Below are 16,600 nucleotides of genomic sequence, written 5' to 3'. Positions count from 1 at the left end.
CTCCCCGTAGCAGCTGACGAGCAACGCGAGGCTGCGTCTGGGATTTGCCTGACAAAACGCGATTGCCCGGTGAGGTTCAAGACGGTATCTACAGGGACCGAGTTATTTCATCCCCAACCGCTTGGCCATGCGCCCCAGATTCGCCCGGTCCAGGCCCAGCTCACGCGCCGCACTCGCCCAGTTGTTGTGGTGCCGCTCAAGGCAGGCACTGATCAATTGCCGCTGATAGTTCTCCGTGGCTTCACGTAAATCGCCAGACACCGACACTGCAGGGCTGGCCACTGCTTGCTCGGTAACGACCTCGACCCGGCCCGTGGGCAAGTCCAGGTCAGCCGCGCTCAAACTGAGAATCTTCGGTCGGTCCTTGCAGTTACCCAGTGCTTTGAGCGCACTTCGGCCAATCAAATGCTCCAGCTCCCGCACGTTCCCCGGCCAGTTGTAGGCCATCAATGCGGCCTGTGCATCGCTGTTCAAACGCAGGCTGTTGAGGCCCATGCGCGAGCGGTTCTGCTCCAGGAAAAAACCGCTGAGCAGCAACACATCCCGTCCGCGATCGCGCAGCGCCGGTACCAGCAAGGGGTAAACACTCAAGCGGTGATAGAAGTCCGCACGGTAGCGACCGTTGCGCACTTCTTCGGCCAGGTCGCGGTTGGTTGCCGCGATCAGGCGCACGTCAACCTGGTGTTCCTTGTCCGAGCCCAAACGCTGCAATTGCCCGCTTTGCAGGACGCGCAGCAGCTTGGCCTGCACGGTCAGTGACAGCTCGCCGACTTCATCGAGAAACAGCGTACCGCCATTGGCCAGTTCGAACTTGCCGCGACGATCATTCGTCGCCCCAGTGAACGCACCTCGCACGTGGCCGAACAGTTCGCTCTCGACCAGAGTATCCGGCAGGGCCGCGCAGTTAAGGCTGATGATTGGTTTGTCGGCCCGCGCAGAGGCGGCATGAATCGCCTGCGCGACCAGTTCTTTGCCGACCCCGGTTTCGCCGGTGATCAGTACGGTCAGGTCACTGCCACCCACCAGGCTAATCTCTTCCACCAGACGTTTGTGCGCCTTGCTCTGGCCGATCATTTCGCGGTCCTGCTGACCGCTGGCCTGACGGTAAACCTCGGCGCGCTGGTGTTCGTCTTCGACACGATTGGCCAGGCGTTCGATGCGTTCGGCGGCGTTGACCGTGGCCGCCGCGAGGCTGGCAAAGGCTTGCAGCGCATCCAGTTCGATGGGTTCAAACTGTTCCGGGTCGAGGGCGTCGAGGGTCAGCAAACCCCATGGACGCTCGTCGATAAACAGCGGGCAACCCATGCAGTCGTGGACTTCCAGATGATCGTCGAGCCCATCGACCAGTCCGTCGTAAGGGTCAGGCAGGTCGCTGTCGGCGGCGAAGCGGGTGGGACCGTGGCTGCTGAGCAAGGCCTCGAAGCGCGGGTGTTCGCTGACTTTGAAGCGCCGGCCCAGGGTGTCAGTGCTTAACCCGTCGACGGCCAGCGGCACCAGCCATTCGCCGTCAAGGCGCAGCAGGGCAGCGGCATCACAGGGAAGCAGGGCGCGCATGGCTTCGAGCAGACGTCGATAGCGCTCCCCTTCGGGCAATTCGCGGGACAGGTCGGAAACCAGAGGCAGCAGAGCGGTGAGCAGGGATTTCGCAGTCATAGTGACCCCATGTAGTCGGCAAGACTATAAAACAGCTCATGTCGATATGACTACGGTGTTTTTAAGTTATTGATTTGTAACGATTATAGTTTTGGCACGGAATCTGATATGTCTTAGGAAATACACACAAAGCTCCGGAGTCGTCCTTATGCTTAGCGTTCAAGACCGTGCCATCGTCAAATCCACCGTGCCACTGCTGGAAAGCGGCGGTGAAGCGCTGATCACGCACTTCTACCGCATGATGCTCTCTGAATACCCCGAAGTCCGCCCGCTGTTCAACCAGGCCCACCAGGCCAGCGGTGATCAGCCACGCGCACTGGCCAACGGTGTGTTGATGTACGCACGACACATCGACCAGCTCGACCAGTTGGGCGACCTGGTGGCCAAGATCATCAACAAGCACGTGGCCCTGCAAATCCTGCCGGAACACTACCCGATTGTTGGCTCCTGCCTGCTGCGTGCCATCGCCGAAGTGCTGGGCGAGGAAATCGCCACCCCTGAAGTCATTGCGGCCTGGGGAGCGGCTTATGGTCAGCTTGCCGACATTTTAATCGGCGCTGAAGGCAGCATTTACGACCAGAAAGAACAAGCACCCGGTGGCTGGCGCGGGGCGCGGGAATTCATCGTCGCGGCCAAGGTCGAGGAAAGCGCGGAAATCACTTCGTTCTACTTGGAACCCGCCGACAAAGGTCCGATCCTTGCGGCGGAACCTGGCCAGTACATCGGCATGAAACTGATCCTGGAGGGCGAAGAGATTCGTCGCAACTACTCGTTGTCGGAGCTGGCGAACAAGGGCCACTACCGCATCAGCGTCAAACGTGAAACCGGTGGGCGTGCGTCTAACCACTTGCACGATCATCTGCAGGTCGGTTCGAGCATTCAGTTGTTCCCGCCATCGGGCGATTTCACCCTGACGGCCAACGACAAACCGCTGGTGCTGATCAGCGGTGGCGTCGGCATCACGCCGACCCTGGCAATGCTTGAAGCCGCGTTGGCCACCGAGCGCCCGGTACATTTCATCCACTGCGCGCGCAACGGCAGTGTGCATGCCTTCCGCGACTGGATTGATGGGTTGGCCGAGCGTCATCCGCAACTCAAGCGCTTCTATTGCTACGACGAAGATGATGGTGTCAGCGCTGCGGCGCACAAGGTCGGGTTGTTGAGCCAGGAGCAATTGGGCGAGTGGCTGCCCGAGCAGCGTGACCTGGATGCGTACTTCCTGGGGCCTAAAGGGTTCATGGCCGCGGTCAAGCGCCACCTCAAGGCCTTGGGGGTTCCAGAGAAGCAAAGCCGTTATGAGTTCTTTGGGCCGGCTGCGGCGTTGGAGTAACTGGGCGCGGCGACTCGGGAGACCGAGTCGCCTGCTTCGCGAGCAGGCTCGCTCCCACATTGGATCCGCATCGGACACATGATTGGTGCTCGACGCGGTCAATTGTGGGAGCGAGCCTGCTCGCGAATGGCCGCACCACGGTCTTCAACCTTGAAAAACACTTACAAAGTTAATCCCTTCTTAACCGGTTTATCGTTTATTCCCCCAAATCCGCCAGCACGCGCCAGGCTCTCAAACGTCGGAGCCTGCGTGTAGACTTGCGGCAATTGATACTTAAAAGGGATAGGCGATGAACGAGGAAACAATGCGGTTGGGACGCGAACGACGCTATCTGGTGTTACTGGGCATCATCTGCCTGGCACTGATTGGCGGTGCGTTGTACCTGCAAGTGTTCAAGGGCGAGGCACCATGCCCGCTGTGCATCCTCCAGCGCTACGCATTGTTGCTGATTGCGGTATTTGCCTTCATCGGCGCGGCAACGCGCACCCGGCGCGGCATTACTGTGTTCGAGACGTTGGTGGTCATCTGCGCCATTGCAGGCGCAGCGGTCGCCGGGCATCACGTCTACACCCAGTTCTACCCTGCGGTCAGCTGCGGCATCGATGTGCTGCAACCGATTGTCGATGGTTTGCCGCTGGCGAAGATCTTCCCGCTGGGCTTCCAGGTAGATGGTTTCTGTTCCACGCCGTACCCGCCGATCCTCGGTCTGTCGCTGGCGCAATGGGCGCTGGTGTCGTTCGTACTGATCGTGATTCTGGTGCCGTTGCTGACTTCGCGTAACCGTAAAGCGCCGCGCTGAAGCGGTTCGCTTCGCCGCTGCTTGATCTATAGAAACGCCCCGGCCCTCGTTGAGAGGGCCGGGGCGTTTTGCATTTCAGAGGCCGGATAAAAATCCCGTGATACGCGACAACCAGGGGTGCGACACGTGTGCGACACGTTGTCACAGCGGGAGTGTCGCGATGCATTTCACGAGGATTAATTGACGCAGGACAAGGCAACAAAATCTGACGGGTCCCGTGGCTCATCACATCACCCTGGAAATGATGAAGCAGGCAGTTTTAACAGGGGCTGGCGAATCGCCAGAGCCCTTGTCTGATAGGGGATTGGGCAATGACGAAGACACTGGAGGTGGCCTCGAAGCTGTCTGAACTGCGCAAGGTAGACCCACTAATTTTGGTGTTTTTGTTGAGAATGAATTTCGATAACATGCCGCGCTTTTGCGAATTCCGCTAGTGATTGTTGTCTGAATGGATAGAAATTATTTCGAGATAAGACATGGTTTATGAATCGCTACATATCTACAATCGCCCGCACTGAAATCCCGGCACTGCTCACCCTTACTCAGGTGCATGAGCAGAAGTAGGGCGTCGGGGGGCTTGAACGCTTCATGCGACTCCCTGGTGTCGGAGCCTTCCAATTATCCGCACCAAATGGAATTGGTCTGTAACAAGGCCTTTGACCACGAATTCGAATAAGAACTTAACGCTGGCCCAGGATTTGTCGAGCAGCGTCTGACGCGCGACGGGCAGCCCTTATTCAATCCAAGAAAAATGCCAACCCTTGGCAGGGTGAAGTGTTGGCGATCAAAACCCAACTGCATTGCGCAAGCTGCTTTAGAGGTCGTGAGATGAGTAAAAACAGGTACCCCAGATTACTAGGCCTAGTGCCGCTGCTCGGCACGTTGTTGCTGGGAGGCTGCAACATGACCTTGCTCAATCCAACGGGCCAGGTCGGCCTGGAACAGCGAAACCTGATCATCACCGCCACGCTGCTGATGCTGTTGGTCGTGGTGCCGGTTATCGTCATGACCTTCCTGTTTGCCTGGAAGTACCGCGCTTCCAACCAGAACGCCATTTACACCCCGAAATGGTCGCACTCGACCAAAATCGAAGTGGCAGTCTGGACCATCCCGGTTCTGATCATCATTGCCCTGGGTTACATCACCTACGTTTCGACCCACGAATTGGACCCTTACCGTCCGATTGAATCCGACGTCAAGCCTGTGACCATCGAAGTGGTCGCGCTGGACTGGAAGTGGCTGTTCATCTACCCGGAACAAGGCATTGCCACGGTCAACAAGATCGTGTTCCCGGCGCACACGCCAATCAACTTCAAGATCACCTCCGACGCCGTGATGAACTCGTTCTTCATCCCGGGCCTGGGCGGCCAGATCTACGCGATGGCGGGCATGCAGACCAAGCTGCACCTGATCGCCGACCGTAACGCTGAAATGGACGGTATCTCCGCCAACTACAGCGGCGCAGGTTTCACCGGCATGAAATTCAAAGCGATCGCAACTTCCCAGGAAGATTTCGACGCCTGGGTAAGTGAAGTCAAAAAGGCACCTAAGCAGCTTGAACAAGCTGAGTACGCAGCCCTTGCCAAGCAGAGCCAGAACAACCCAGTCGAGCTCTACTCCTCGGTGACGCCGAACCTGTTCCAGACCATCGTCGACAAGTACGAAGGCATGAAACCGGGTCCTAAGGTCAAGCACGAGAAGAAAGAGAAAGAAGTGGCCGCTACGCAAGGAATGGACATGAACTCGCATTCAGCTGCCGGGGCAGAGGAGTAAACGATGTTTGGTAAATTAAGTTGGGAAGCGGTCCCGTTCCACGAACCGATCGTGATGATAACCATCGCCATGATCGCGCTCGGTGGTCTGGCGCTGTTCGCTGCAATCACCTACTTCAAGAAGTGGACTTATTTGTGGACCGAGTGGCTGACGTCGGTCGACCACAAGAAAATCGGCGTGATGTACATCATCGTCGCCATGGTCATGCTGCTGCGCGGTTTTGCCGACGCCATCATGATGCGTACCCAGTTGGCCATGGCCACCGAGGGTTCGCCTGGCTACCTGCCACCTGAACACTATGACCAGATCTTCACCGCCCACGGTGTGATCATGATCATCTTCATGGCGATGCCATTCTTCACCGGCCTGATGAACCTTGCAGTGCCGCTGCAGATCGGCGCGCGTGACGTTGCTTTCCCGTTCCTGAACTCCCTGAGCTTCTGGCTGCTGGTTTCCGGCGTGGTGCTGATCAACCTGTCCCTGGGCGTCGGCGAATTCGCCAAGACCGGTTGGGTTGCCTATCCACCGCTGTCGGGTCTGCAATACAGTCCGGGCGTGGGGATGGATTACTACATCTGGGCGCTACAGCTATCGGGTCTGGGGACGACACTAACGGGGGTCAACTTCCTGGCCACCGTGCTGAAAATGCGTACCCCTGGCATGAAACTGATGGACATGCCGATCTTCACCTGGACCTGCACCTGGGCCAACGTTCTGATCGTGGCTTCGTTCCCGATCCTGACCGCTACCCTGGCACTGCTGACGCTTGACCGTTACATGGATTTCCACATTTTCACCAATGAACTTGGTGGCAATCCAATGATGTACGTCAACCTGTTCTGGGCGTGGGGTCACCCTGAGGTGTACATCCTGATCCTGCCGGCATTCGGCATTTTCTCGGAAGTCATCTCGGCCTTCACCGGCAAGAAACTGTTCGGCCACCACTCGATGATCTACGCTTCGGGCGCGATCTCGGTACTGGGCTTCATGGTTTGGCTGCACCACTTCTTCACCATGGGTTCGGGTGCCAGCGTCAACGCCTTCTTCGGTCTGGCGACGATGCTGATCTCCATCCCGACGGGTGTGAAGCTATTCAACTGGCTGTTCACCATTTACCAAGGGCGTCTGCGTTTCACCAGCCAGGTACTGTGGACCCTGGGCTTCATGGTGACCTTCGCCATCGGCGGCATGACCGGCGTACTGCTGGCCATCCCGGGTGCTGACTTCGTTCTGCACAACAGCCTGTTCGTGATCGCTCACTTCCATAACGTGATCATCGGCGGCGCGGTATTCGGCTACATCGCAGGTTTCGCCTTCTACTTCCCGAAAGCGTTCGGCTTCAAACTGCACGAAGGTTGGGGCAAGGCAGCGTTCTGGTTCTGGATCACCGGCTTCTTCGTCGCGTTCATGCCGCTTTATGTTCTGGGCTTCATGGGTATGACCCGTCGTCTGAACGCCACCACCAACCCTGAGTGGGTGCCGTACCTGTACGTCGCCATGTTCGGTGCGGTGATGATCGCTGTCGGCATCGCCTGCCAGCTGATCCAGCTGTACGTCAGTGTGCGTGACCGCAACAAACCAGAGAACATCTGCGATCACGGCGACCCGTGGAATGCCCACACTCTGGAATGGTCGACCTCGTCGCCACCTCCGTTCTACAACTTCGCCGTGCTGCCGAAAGCCGACTGCATCGACCCGTTCACCGAAGCCAAGGAAAACGGTACTGCGTACAAGGCTCCGGCCAGGTACGAGCCGATCCACATGCCGAACAACACCGCCACTGGTGTGGTGATGGGCGCGCTGTTGACCGTGTTCGGTTTCGCGATGATCTGGCACATCTGGTGGCTGGCAATCGCTAGCCTGGCCGGCACTGTCATCTACTTCGTGATCCATGCTGCACGTGACGATCAAGGCTACATGGTGCCGGTCGATGTAATCGAACGCATCGAAGCCGAGCAGCACAAGCGTCTGGTCGCGGCAGGGAAAATCCCGGCCACCGCCATCCGTGTTGAAACCTCGTTGGAACAGGCTTAAACCATGTCGAACTTAGTGACCAATGCTGGACACACCCATGTCGATGGACATGGGCACGATGACCATCACCACGACTCGGGCGAGATGACCGTATACGGTTTCTGGCTCTACCTGATGACCGACTGCATTCTGTTTGCGTCGATCTTCGCGGTGTACGCGGTACTGGTTAACAACGTAGCGGGTGGCCCGTCGGGCCACGACATCTTCGAGCTGCCATACGTGCTGGGCGAAACCGCTCTGCTGTTGTTCAGTTCGATCACCTACGGCTTCGCCATGCTGGCGTTCTTCCGGGGCAACAAGAAGCAGGTCCTGGGCTGGCTGGCCATGACCTTCATGTTCGGTGCCGGCTTCATCGGCATGGAGATCAACGAGTTCCACGTGTTGATCTCCGAAGGCTACGGCCCTAGCCGCAGCGGCTTCCTGTCCGCGTTCTTCACCCTGGTCGGTACCCACGGTCTGCACGTGACCAGCGGTCTGATCTGGATGGCGATCATGATGTATCAGGTGCAGAAAAATGGCCTGACGGCGACCAACAAGACCCGTCTGAGCTGCCTGAGCCTGTTCTGGCACTTCCTGGACGTTGTGTGGATCTGCGTATTCACCGTTGTTTACCTGATGGGGACTATGTAAATGGCTAACACACACGCTCACGACAGCCACGACGCCGGCCACGGCAGCGTCAAGTCCTACGCGATCGGCTTCATCCTGTCGGTGATCCTGACCATCATCCCGTTTGGTCTGGTGATGTACCCGACGCTGCCGAAGTCGATCACCCTGATGATCGTCCTGGCATTCGCCGTGATCCAGGTGCTGGTGCACCTGGTGTACTTCCTGCACCTGGACCGTTCGGCCGCGCAGCGTAACAACGTGATTGCGTTTGTCTTCGCCGCGATCGTGATCGTCCTGCTGGTTGGCCTGTCGCTGTGGATCATGTTCAGCATCCACACGTTCATGATGGCGAAGTGAGGTAAGTCCGGATGTCCTTTAAGCACTTTATCCAAATCACCAAACCGGGGATCATTTTCGGTAACGTGCTTTCTGTGGCAGGCGGATTTTTCCTGGCCTCGAAAGGGCATGTCGATCTGGCCATATTCCTGGCCGCCATGATCGGCACGTCCCTGGTGGTGGCTTCCGGTTGCGTGTTCAACAACTGCATCGACCGCGACATCGACCTGAAGATGGAACGCACCAAGAACCGGGCGCTGGTCCAGGGCTTGATCTCCCTGAAACTGGCCCTGGCCTTTGCGACCGTCCTGGGTGTTGCCGGCGTTGCGTTGTTGTACATCGTGGCGAACCCGTTGGCCGCGCTGTTCGCGGTGATCGGTTTCATCATCTACGTCGGCTTCTACAGCCTGTACCTCAAGCGCAAGTCGGTTCACGGCACGCTGGTGGGCAGTCTGTCGGGCGCCATGCCGCCGGTGATCGGCTACGTCGCTGTGACCAACAGCTTCGACATGGCCGCACTGACGTTGCTGGTGATGTTCAGCCTGTGGCAGATGCCGCATTCCTACGCCATCGCGATCTTCCGCTTCAACGATTACCTGGCCGCATCGATTCCGGTGCTGCCCGTGAAGCGCGGCATCGAAGTGGCCAAGAAGCACATCCTGCTCTACATCCTGGCGTTCCTCGTGGCGACCTTGATGCTGACCTTCAGCGGTTACGCCGGCATGAGCTACCTCGCCGTCGCCGCGGCCATGGGCATGTACTGGTTGTACATGGCCTGGACCGGTTACAAGGCAGTGGATGACACGGTCTGGGCACGCAAGCTGTTCGTGTTCTCGATCTTCACCATTACCGCGTTGAGCGTGATGATGTCCCTGGACTTCAAAGTGCCGACCGAGCTGTTGCTGACGTACGCGCCTTAAGCGTCGGATGCTGTAAAGAAAAGCCCCGCCTTCGAGAGAAGTGCGGGGCTTTTTGTTGGGGCTTTCTGGTAGACCGTGTCGCGGCCATCGCGAGCAGGCTCGCTCCCACATTCGACCGCGTTCCTCCAATTGGAATGCGATCCCCTGTGGGAGCGAGCCTGCTCGCGATGGCCACACATCGGTGTGCCAGGAATCTTACTTATCGAGCAAACGGAAAAACCGCTCGCGCACCTGTAAATCATCACTGTGCGCAACATTGAAGCGCAGAAAACCATTGGCGTCGGCCGCTTTGCTCAGCATGGTACCGGGCGTCAGCACCAGGTCATTTTTGAGGCCTCTGTCGGCGAGGTTTTCGGCGTGAACACCGTTGGGCAAACGGGTCCAGGTGAACAGCCCTTCACCCGGTACCGACGACACCGAGCATCCAGCCTCCACCAGCCAGTTCGCGACGCGACTGCTCGATTCATACAGGCGATCCACCGTACGGCGGATGTGTTTGGCGTAGCTGCCGTTGCTGAGCATGGTGTGGATAATCTGCTCCGCCAATTCCGAGGTCACACCACCGATGCTCATCTTCAGGGCAATCATTTGGGCGGCCAGTTGCGGTGACAACACGGCGTAACTGACCCGGCTGTTCGCCGTCAGGGTCTTGGAAAAACCGGACACATAGCTGACAGTGTCCAGCCCGCTCGCGGCCAGGCGCGGGGTGCGTCGTTGCTGGAGGTCGCCGTACAGGTCATCTTCAACAATGTGGAAACCATAACGGTGACTCAACTCCAGCAGGCGATACACCTGCGCCGCGGAAAACGAGTGCCCGGTGGGGTTATGCAGGGTGCTGTTGGTCATGTAGAGAACGGGGCGATGGGCGATGAGCAACTGCTCGAAAGCCTCCATATCCAGACCATTACAATCGCGGGGCAGGGTGATGATCCTGGCGCCGTGCAATGCCAGGTTGGTGTGCAAGTTGAAGTAACACGGATCGTCGAGCAGCACCGTATCACCGGGTTTTATCAACAGGCGCATCAACTGGTCGATGGCCTGCATGGTGTTAGCGGTGGTGATGATTTGCTCCACGGGCACTTCGATACCGATGCCCGACAACTTCACCCGCAACGCTTCACGTAGCGGCCGATAACCACCGACCTCACCGTATTCGCCCATGCGCAGCGACGTCGCGCGAAGGGTGCCGCGCACCGCTTTGAGCAGTTCGTCGGCGGGCAACCACGAGCCTGGCAGAAATCCGCAGCCGGGACGCAGCGCGCCATTGTCCACCAGCACTGCACGGCGGACCCTGCTGAGGGTATCTTGTGGTTGCAGATCCGGACCCGCAGCGGCCGGGGTTTGCGGGCTCGCGCGGTGGACGTAATGCCCCGCGCCCTGGCGTGAGACCACCAGTCCCTTGGCACGCAATCGGTCGAGGGCGTCGACCACGGTGGACTTACCGACGCTCATCAATTCCGAGAGTTCGCGAATCGGCGGCAACTTGGCCCCGTGCGGCAGGCCTCCCTGGCTGATCGCCTCGGACAGCTGATCGACAATCTGCTGCACCAGCGGTGCTCCTGGCTGGAACTCGATGGCGGCGATCACGGCGCGCTGAGCCTGCATTTTACTGGTCTCCCTGGCAGTAAAGTTCGCTGGATTCTATACGAACTTGCCCTGATCAGGAGAAGCGTCTGTCTCTACTATCAAGTGCGCAGTTCGCATGATGGATCAGGAGAGCTCAGTAAATGATTACGCACATAACCCGTGACGAACGTTTTCTCGCGATGGCCAAAGAACTCGGCTTCGATATCTACGACGAAAACCCGGCCGGCGGGCATTACGCGCCGCTGCTTCGGCATGACAATGAGCTGTATCTCAGTGGCCTGGTGCCGCGCATGAACGGCAAAATCCAGTACCCCGGCCGAGTGGGGCTGGAACTCAATCTCGCCGACGCTCAAGAAGCCGCAAGCATCAGCGCCATACGCGGTCTGGCGCTGATCCGCGAGGCCGTCGGTTCACTGGAAAACGTCAAGGCAGTGCTTCGCGTCACTGTTTATGTGAAATCCACCTTCGACTTTGTCGATCTGAGTGAGGTGGCCAACGGTGTGTCGGATGTCTTGACCCACGTGTTGGGCGACGCCGGCAAACATACCCGGACGACGGTCGGTGTTTATCAGCTGCCGAAAAACGCGCCGATAGAAGTGGACATGATCGTGGCCCTCCATCCCTAGACGCTCTAAATCCTGCAGGCAATAAAAAGCCCCGCTGCAAAGGCGGGGCTTTCAGGTGAGGCGTGTTACTGAGCGGCGATGCTGTAGCCGTCGAACGCAGTTTGCTGTTGCAGTGCGGTGATGATGTTCTTGCGGTTGACCGCTTGTTCGACCCCGGAGTTGTCCAGGAACGTCTCGCTTTCCAGCTCCGCTTCATCGCCTTCGCCGACAAAGGTAAAGCCGAGGAATTCCAGTGCATTGCGATCCACGTTCAGGCTTGAACGCGGGGTGCGCAGTGGCAGGGTGACGCTCATTCCGTCCTTGCTGATGGTGAACACTTCAAGGTCTTTCTTGGCGCGAGCCGCTTTGCTTTTGCCGCTGCTCGGGTTGCTGATCGCTTGATGCGTCTGGTTCAGCACTTTCAGCGCCAGGCCGTAGACGATGTCCTGAAACGCCGGGTCATCCTTGAAGCTGGAGAGAATCCGGCCGATCGAGAATTTGCTGCTCAGGTCTTCCAGAGCCGCAATGTCGGCCGCTTCCGCGTCCTTGAGTTGCTTGAGTTCGCCCATCAGTTCATAGGCTTTGTCATCGTCGAAGCTGTCATGAGCCTGGCGAATCGCGGCGCGCAGCTCGCGGATCTGGTCACTTTCCCGGGTGGATTGAAAAGCGTCCAGGACCATCTCGCTGATGATCTTGGCCTGAGGCATATGCTGTGAAAGATTGATGGAGTTTTCGTATTCCGCTTTGGACGACAAGGTGACTACGGATTCAGCGGTGTTGGAATCGGACATTGAAATTTCACTACTTCTTTTAACTTGAATTGAGGCGAGAAAGCACAGGGCCTTTTCAGGTCGCCTAATCTATTGGACCGCGACAGCGTTGTCACGGATGAACAGGCGGTTGGTCAGGATTTTTGCGGGAGGGCAACAACCGGTGGCCATTCTTCGGGGCGGGGGTCACCCCGAAATCACATTCTTGCCCGCCACCTTCGACCGATACAGCGCCTGATCGGCCCGGGCCAGCAATCCGGTCTGTTGTTCTTCTTCGAAGCGCTGCACCACGCCGAAACTCATGGTCACTTGAAACTCGCCCACCGGTGGCAAGCTCAACAGGCCATCGCGGATTTCTTGAGCAAGGAGCCTGGCATCAGCCAACGAGGTATCAGGAAGGATCATGATGAATTCGTCACCACCCCACCGCGCCAGCAGATCACCTTCACGCACGTAGTGCTTCACTCTCTCGACCATCTGCACGATTGCCGCATCGCCCAAGGCATGGCCGTAGTGATCGTTGATCGTCTTGAAGTCGTCGATGTCCATGGCGATCAAAGACAGTGGGCGTCGAAAGCGCTGGGCTCGTTCGCATTCCTGAGGCAGGGTTTTTTCCATCAGGTAGCGATTGGCGATGGAGGTCAGTGTATCGGTTTGCGCCAGTTTGCGGTTCTCTTCGAGTTGAACCTGAAGCTGTTGATTGACCCGTGACAACTCCCGGGTTCGCTCTTCAACGGTCGCTTCAAGGGAATGAGTGCGTCGTTCCAGCTCCTCGAGCAGACGTCGTTTGTCGTCGATGCTGCGGTGCGCACCGACCATCCGCGCTACTGTGCCGTCGGCGTTGCGTGACAGCACGTAGCCCCGGTCTTCGATCCAAAGGTAACTGCCATCCAGCATGCGGCAGCGATACTCGGTTTGATAGGTGGGCGTGCGCTGGTGCAGGTAGTCATCAAACACGGTCATGACCGAGGGGTAGTCTTCAGGGTGGATGACGTTTTCCCAGGTCAACGCGGTGTTTTCCAGGGAGTGAGGCTCGTAGCCGAGCATCGTGTACCAACCGGGATTGCGGTAGACAAAACCTGTGTTGGCGTTCCAGTCCCAGATACCATCGCTGACCAGTTCCAGAATGGTGTGGAGCAGGTCTTCGCTAAAATCCGACACATTGAGTTTCAATGGCTTGATATTTGACGCTTCCCCCATCACCCCTCTCCCTGACGCACTGCTTTCAATTGACTCGCCTGGCGTCGAGATTAGTGCATGGCGCATTGCCACGCCTAGTCTTTGCCCCATAACTGCATGGCAAAGTCGACGAAATGCCTTAATTTCGGCAAGCGGTAGCGATCCTGGGCGTACACCAGATGCATCGGCCGGCTTGGCAGTTGATAGTTCTGCATCAACGCCACCAGTTTTCCGTTGAGCAGATCCTGTTCGACCAACGCATCGGGCAACATCACGATGCCCATTCCGGTTCGCGCAGCCTGATGCAACCCTGCCGAGCTATTGATCAGCATCGGACCACTGACGGCCACCATCACTTCGCCTTCCGGCCCGCTCAGACGCCATTGTTTTGCGACCGATTGCCAGTCATCCCCGACCGGGTAGGCAAAGGACAAGCAATCGTGATGTTGCAGGTCTTCGGGTTTTTCCGGCGTGGTACGGCGCGCCAGGTACGCAGGTGACGCGCACATGGTCAGGGTGTAGTCGATCAGCGGGCGGGCGATCAGGTTGGACGGCTCAATGGCGCCCAAACGAAACGCCACATCGAGGCCATTCTCGAGCAGATCGGGGCGCCCATTCGTGAGCACCACGTCCAGTTTGACCTGAGGGTATTGCAGAGAAAAATCGCTGAGCGCCGGCGCAAGCTTTTCCGTGCCGAAGGTCAGCGGTGCCGTGATGCGCAAGACTCCACTCGGCACGTCCTGACTCTGTTCGGCCAGGCGTTCGGAGTCGGCCACCAACCCCAGTACTTCAAGACAGCGCAGGTAATAAGCAGAGCCGAATTCCGTCAGGCGCTGGCGCCGTGTCGTACGGTTGAGCAAGCGCACACCCAGGCGTTGCTCCAGTGCGCGCAGGTGATTGCCGACCATGGTCGTGGACATTTCACACTGCTGCGCGGCGGCCGTCATGCTGCCGGCCTCTACCACGCGTACGTAAACGGTCATTGCCTGGAACAGATCCATTATCAAGCTCGGCTTTAAAATGATTGAAGTATTGCAGTATTTATCCAGCTCAGGTGGCTAACCATACTGCAAAAACACCGACCCTTGATGGAGCTTGATGCCATGACCGCCGCCTGCCTGATGAGCACTTACCAACCGCTGGCCCTGAGTTTCAGCAGAGGCCTGGGGACGCGCCTTTGGGACGAGGACGGTCGTGAGTACCTGGACGCGGTGGCGGGCGTGGCGGTGACCAACGTCGGCCACTCCCATCCTCGAATCGTCTCGGCGATCAGCGAGCAGGCCGGTTTGCTGTTGCACACGTCCAACCTATACAGCATCGACTGGCAACAACAGTTGGCGCAGAAACTGACGAACCTGGCGGGCATGGACCGTGCGTTCTTCAACAACTCCGGTGCCGAAGCCAATGAAACCGCGCTGAAACTCGCACGGCTTTACGGCTGGCACAAAGGCGTCGAGCAACCGCTGGTGGTGGTCATGGAGAACGCGTTTCATGGCCGGACGCTAGGTACGTTATCCGCCAGCGATGGCCCGGCCGTGCGTCTGGGTTTCAATGAGTTGCCAGGGGATTTCCTCAAAGTGCCATTCGGTGACCTCAGTGCACTGGATAAAGTGCAGCAGGCCTACGGCCAACAAATCGTGGCGATCCTGATGGAGCCGATCCAGGGCGAAAGCGGCGTCCAGTTGGCGCCGCCGGGTTATCTCAAAGCGGTGCGCGAACTGTGCAACAAGCGCTCGTGGTTGATGATGCTTGACGAAATCCAGACCGGTATCGGCCGCACCGGTCAATGGTTCGCGTTTCAGCACGAAGGCATCGTCCCGGACGTCATGACCCTGGCCAAAGGCTTGGGCAACGGCATCCCCATCGGCGCCTGTCTGGCCCGAGGCAAAGCTGCCGAACTGTTCACTCCCGGCAGCCACGGCAGCACCTTCGGCGGCAATCCGCTGGCCTGCCGTGTCGGTTGCACCGTATTGGAGATCATTGAAGAACAAGGCTTGCTGGAGAATTCCAGGCTTCAGGGTGAACGTTTGTTGGCCAGATTACGTAGCGAATTGGCGGACAATCCAAACGTATTGGCGATCCGTGGTCAAGGCTTGATGATCGGCATCGAACTCAAGCAACCGATCCGCGACCTGCCCCTCATTGCTGCACGGGATCACGGTTTGTTGATCAACGTGACACGGGGTAAAACCATTCGATTACTGCCGCCGCTGACGATTGATGAGCGGGAGGTGGAGATGATTGTCAGAGGGGTTGGTCGGATAGTGAGAGCGAGCTGAGATGCTCGCTCAGTAGTGATATCTACACATCACGACGCATATCGTACCTTCTTCGACTGCGTAGACCAGTCGATGCTCAGCCGTAATTCGGCGTGACCAAAAACCGCTCAAATTGTGTTTGAGCGGTTCAGGTTTTCCGAGTCCATCAAAGGGTTCGCGTTGAATCGCCTTAATCAGCAGGTTGATTCGTTTGAGCCCGGCCTTGTCGTTTTGTTGGAACCAAAGATAGTCGTCCCAACCTTCAGGAGTGAACTCGATATTCATTCTTCGATGAGTTGCCTGGCTTTGGATTTCCCTGCTCGCAGGTTGCCGATTGATTTGATCAGGCGCTCGGCATTGGCGGGTGAACGCAACAGGTAGGCGGTCTCTTCGAGCGCGTTGTACTCCGCGAGAGACATCATCACAACGGGCTCACCTTTTTGGCGGGTCACCAATAATGGAGCACGGTCTTCGTTGACCCGATCCATGGTTTCCGCCAGATGTGCCCGCGCGGTGGTGTAGTTGATGGTTTGCATGGCGTAGTCCTCGCTTGATGCAGAGAACGTACAGAAATGAGTACAGGATGACAAGGTAATACCTCTGAGTGGTCGTTGCACAGACGCGGTCTCTGCGCTTGCACTCAGTATCGCCGAAGCTCCTTCACGACGTTTCGGTGAGCGATGTAGTCCTCATCCGAATTACGTGCCTTCCATTTCTCAATAGAAACGTAAAAATCCTTGGCAAACG

At 57.8% G+C, this 16,600-nt stretch carries 16 protein-coding genes; 9 read left to right on the top strand and 7 right to left on the bottom strand.

Annotation, left to right across the window (positions count from 1 at the left end):
• Positions 1 to 102: 102 nt before the first annotated feature.
• Positions 103 to 1,653: a nitric oxide reductase transcriptional regulator NorR gene (gene norR, locus PMI22_RS05270; RefSeq protein ID WP_007948224.1), complete on the bottom strand. Its 1,551-nt coding sequence runs from the start codon at positions 1,651 to 1,653 to the stop codon at positions 103 to 105.
• A 148-nt stretch (positions 1,654 to 1,801) separates the two neighbouring features.
• Between norR and hmpA the strand changes: the two genes are divergently transcribed.
• The 7 genes from hmpA to cyoE all read left to right on the top strand — a co-directional run bounded on the left by hmpA (position 1,802) and on the right by cyoE (position 9,454).
• On the top strand, positions 1,802 to 2,983 hold the full coding sequence (gene hmpA / locus PMI22_RS05275; RefSeq protein WP_007948223.1) for an NO-inducible flavohemoprotein: 1,182 nt from the start codon (positions 1,802 to 1,804) through the stop codon (positions 2,981 to 2,983).
• Positions 2,984 to 3,272: 289 nt separating this feature from the next.
• A complete protein-coding gene (locus PMI22_RS05280) occupies positions 3,273 to 3,782 on the top strand; it encodes a disulfide bond formation protein B (RefSeq protein WP_033049633.1) in 510 nt (169 codons plus the stop codon).
• Positions 3,783 to 4,610: 828 nt separating this feature from the next.
• Entirely contained in the window at positions 4,611 to 5,555 is a 945-nt protein-coding gene (cyoA, locus tag PMI22_RS05285) for a ubiquinol oxidase subunit II (protein ID WP_007948220.1), read from the top strand.
• Positions 5,556 to 5,558: 3 nt separating this feature from the next.
• Positions 5,559 to 7,589, top strand: coding sequence for a cytochrome o ubiquinol oxidase subunit I (gene cyoB, locus PMI22_RS05290; RefSeq protein ID WP_007948219.1), 2,031 nt, complete (start codon positions 5,559 to 5,561; stop codon positions 7,587 to 7,589).
• A gap of 3 nt (positions 7,590 to 7,592) precedes the next feature.
• Complete coding sequence (locus tag PMI22_RS05295) at positions 7,593 to 8,219, top strand: cytochrome o ubiquinol oxidase subunit III (protein WP_007948217.1); 627 nt, start codon at positions 7,593 to 7,595, stop codon at positions 8,217 to 8,219.
• The gene (cyoD, locus tag PMI22_RS05300; protein ID WP_007948216.1) at positions 8,220 to 8,555 is read left to right on the top strand and encodes a cytochrome o ubiquinol oxidase subunit IV; all 336 of its coding nucleotides are present in this window, start codon (positions 8,220 to 8,222) and stop codon (positions 8,553 to 8,555) included.
• 11 nt (positions 8,556 to 8,566) lie between these two features.
• Entirely contained in the window at positions 8,567 to 9,454 is an 888-nt protein-coding gene (cyoE, locus tag PMI22_RS05305) for a heme o synthase (RefSeq protein ID WP_007948214.1), read from the top strand.
• 195 nt (positions 9,455 to 9,649) lie between these two features.
• Here the strand turns inward: cyoE and PMI22_RS05310 are convergent, their stop codons facing one another.
• Positions 9,650 to 11,059, bottom strand: coding sequence for an aminotransferase-like domain-containing protein (locus PMI22_RS05310; RefSeq protein ID WP_007948213.1), 1,410 nt, complete (start codon positions 11,057 to 11,059; stop codon positions 9,650 to 9,652).
• A 122-nt stretch (positions 11,060 to 11,181) separates the two neighbouring features.
• On the opposite strand from PMI22_RS05310, the gene PMI22_RS05315 reads away from it, so the two are divergent.
• Complete coding sequence (locus PMI22_RS05315; protein ID WP_007948211.1) at positions 11,182 to 11,667, top strand: RidA family protein; 486 nt, start codon at positions 11,182 to 11,184, stop codon at positions 11,665 to 11,667.
• A gap of 65 nt (positions 11,668 to 11,732) precedes the next feature.
• Here the strand turns inward: PMI22_RS05315 and PMI22_RS05320 are convergent, their stop codons facing one another.
• The 3 genes from PMI22_RS05320 to PMI22_RS05330 form a co-directional block, all read right to left on the bottom strand.
• Positions 11,733 to 12,437, bottom strand: coding sequence for a hypothetical protein (locus PMI22_RS05320; protein WP_007948210.1), 705 nt, complete (start codon positions 12,435 to 12,437; stop codon positions 11,733 to 11,735).
• Between the two features lie 165 nt (positions 12,438 to 12,602).
• Positions 12,603 to 13,616: a sensor domain-containing diguanylate cyclase gene (locus PMI22_RS05325; RefSeq protein WP_007948209.1), complete on the bottom strand. Its 1,014-nt coding sequence runs from the start codon at positions 13,614 to 13,616 to the stop codon at positions 12,603 to 12,605.
• Between the two features lie 74 nt (positions 13,617 to 13,690).
• Positions 13,691 to 14,596, bottom strand: a complete 906-nt coding sequence (locus PMI22_RS05330) for a LysR family transcriptional regulator (protein ID WP_007948208.1) — start codon at positions 14,594 to 14,596, stop codon at positions 13,691 to 13,693.
• Between the two features lie 102 nt (positions 14,597 to 14,698).
• On the opposite strand from PMI22_RS05330, the gene PMI22_RS05335 reads away from it, so the two are divergent.
• Positions 14,699 to 15,874: an aspartate aminotransferase family protein gene (locus PMI22_RS05335; protein ID WP_007948207.1), complete on the top strand. Its 1,176-nt coding sequence runs from the start codon at positions 14,699 to 14,701 to the stop codon at positions 15,872 to 15,874.
• 9 nt (positions 15,875 to 15,883) lie between these two features.
• Here the strand turns inward: PMI22_RS05335 and PMI22_RS05340 are convergent, their stop codons facing one another.
• Together PMI22_RS05340 and PMI22_RS05345 are read right to left on the bottom strand one after the other, a co-directional pair.
• On the bottom strand, positions 15,884 to 16,138 hold the full coding sequence (locus PMI22_RS05340; RefSeq protein WP_007948206.1) for a Txe/YoeB family addiction module toxin: 255 nt from the start codon (positions 16,136 to 16,138) through the stop codon (positions 15,884 to 15,886).
• Positions 16,135 to 16,389, bottom strand: a complete 255-nt coding sequence (locus tag PMI22_RS05345) for a type II toxin-antitoxin system prevent-host-death family antitoxin (protein WP_007948205.1) — start codon at positions 16,387 to 16,389, stop codon at positions 16,135 to 16,137. The genes PMI22_RS05340 and PMI22_RS05345 overlap by 4 nt, the downstream gene beginning before the upstream one ends.
• Positions 16,390 to 16,600 lie beyond the last annotated feature (211 nt).

The organism is Pseudomonas sp. GM21 (assembly GCF_000282215.1).
Taxonomy (GTDB): Bacteria; Pseudomonadota; Gammaproteobacteria; order Pseudomonadales; family Pseudomonadaceae; genus Aquipseudomonas.
Note: the sequence above shows the minus strand (reverse complement) of the source record. Positions and strands in the feature narration are given on the sequence as shown.

Excerpts from the sequence above, each read along its gene's own strand:
- norR (WP_007948224.1), bottom strand. The coding sequence starts at position 1,653 with ATGACTGCGAAATCCCTGCTCACCGCTCTGCTGCCTCTGGTTTCCGAC.
- hmpA (WP_007948223.1), top strand. The coding sequence starts at position 1,802 with ATGCTTAGCGTTCAAGACCGTGCCATCGTCAAATCCACCGTGCCACTG.
- PMI22_RS05280 (WP_033049633.1), top strand. The coding sequence starts at position 3,273 with ATGAACGAGGAAACAATGCGGTTGGGACGCGAACGACGCTATCTGGTG.
- cyoA (WP_007948220.1), top strand. The coding sequence starts at position 4,611 with ATGAGTAAAAACAGGTACCCCAGATTACTAGGCCTAGTGCCGCTGCTC.
- cyoB (WP_007948219.1), top strand. The coding sequence starts at position 5,559 with ATGTTTGGTAAATTAAGTTGGGAAGCGGTCCCGTTCCACGAACCGATC.
- PMI22_RS05295 (WP_007948217.1), top strand. The coding sequence starts at position 7,593 with ATGTCGAACTTAGTGACCAATGCTGGACACACCCATGTCGATGGACAT.
- cyoD (WP_007948216.1), top strand. The coding sequence starts at position 8,220 with ATGGCTAACACACACGCTCACGACAGCCACGACGCCGGCCACGGCAGC.
- cyoE (WP_007948214.1), top strand. The coding sequence starts at position 8,567 with ATGTCCTTTAAGCACTTTATCCAAATCACCAAACCGGGGATCATTTTC.
- PMI22_RS05310 (WP_007948213.1), bottom strand. The coding sequence starts at position 11,059 with ATGCAGGCTCAGCGCGCCGTGATCGCCGCCATCGAGTTCCAGCCAGGA.
- PMI22_RS05315 (WP_007948211.1), top strand. The coding sequence starts at position 11,182 with ATGATTACGCACATAACCCGTGACGAACGTTTTCTCGCGATGGCCAAA.
- PMI22_RS05320 (WP_007948210.1), bottom strand. The coding sequence starts at position 12,437 with ATGTCCGATTCCAACACCGCTGAATCCGTAGTCACCTTGTCGTCCAAA.
- PMI22_RS05325 (WP_007948209.1), bottom strand. The coding sequence starts at position 13,616 with ATGGGGGAAGCGTCAAATATCAAGCCATTGAAACTCAATGTGTCGGAT.
- PMI22_RS05330 (WP_007948208.1), bottom strand. The coding sequence starts at position 14,596 with ATGGATCTGTTCCAGGCAATGACCGTTTACGTACGCGTGGTAGAGGCC.
- PMI22_RS05335 (WP_007948207.1), top strand. The coding sequence starts at position 14,699 with ATGACCGCCGCCTGCCTGATGAGCACTTACCAACCGCTGGCCCTGAGT.
- PMI22_RS05340 (WP_007948206.1), bottom strand. The coding sequence starts at position 16,138 with ATGAATATCGAGTTCACTCCTGAAGGTTGGGACGACTATCTTTGGTTC.
- PMI22_RS05345 (WP_007948205.1), bottom strand. The coding sequence starts at position 16,389 with ATGCAAACCATCAACTACACCACCGCGCGGGCACATCTGGCGGAAACC.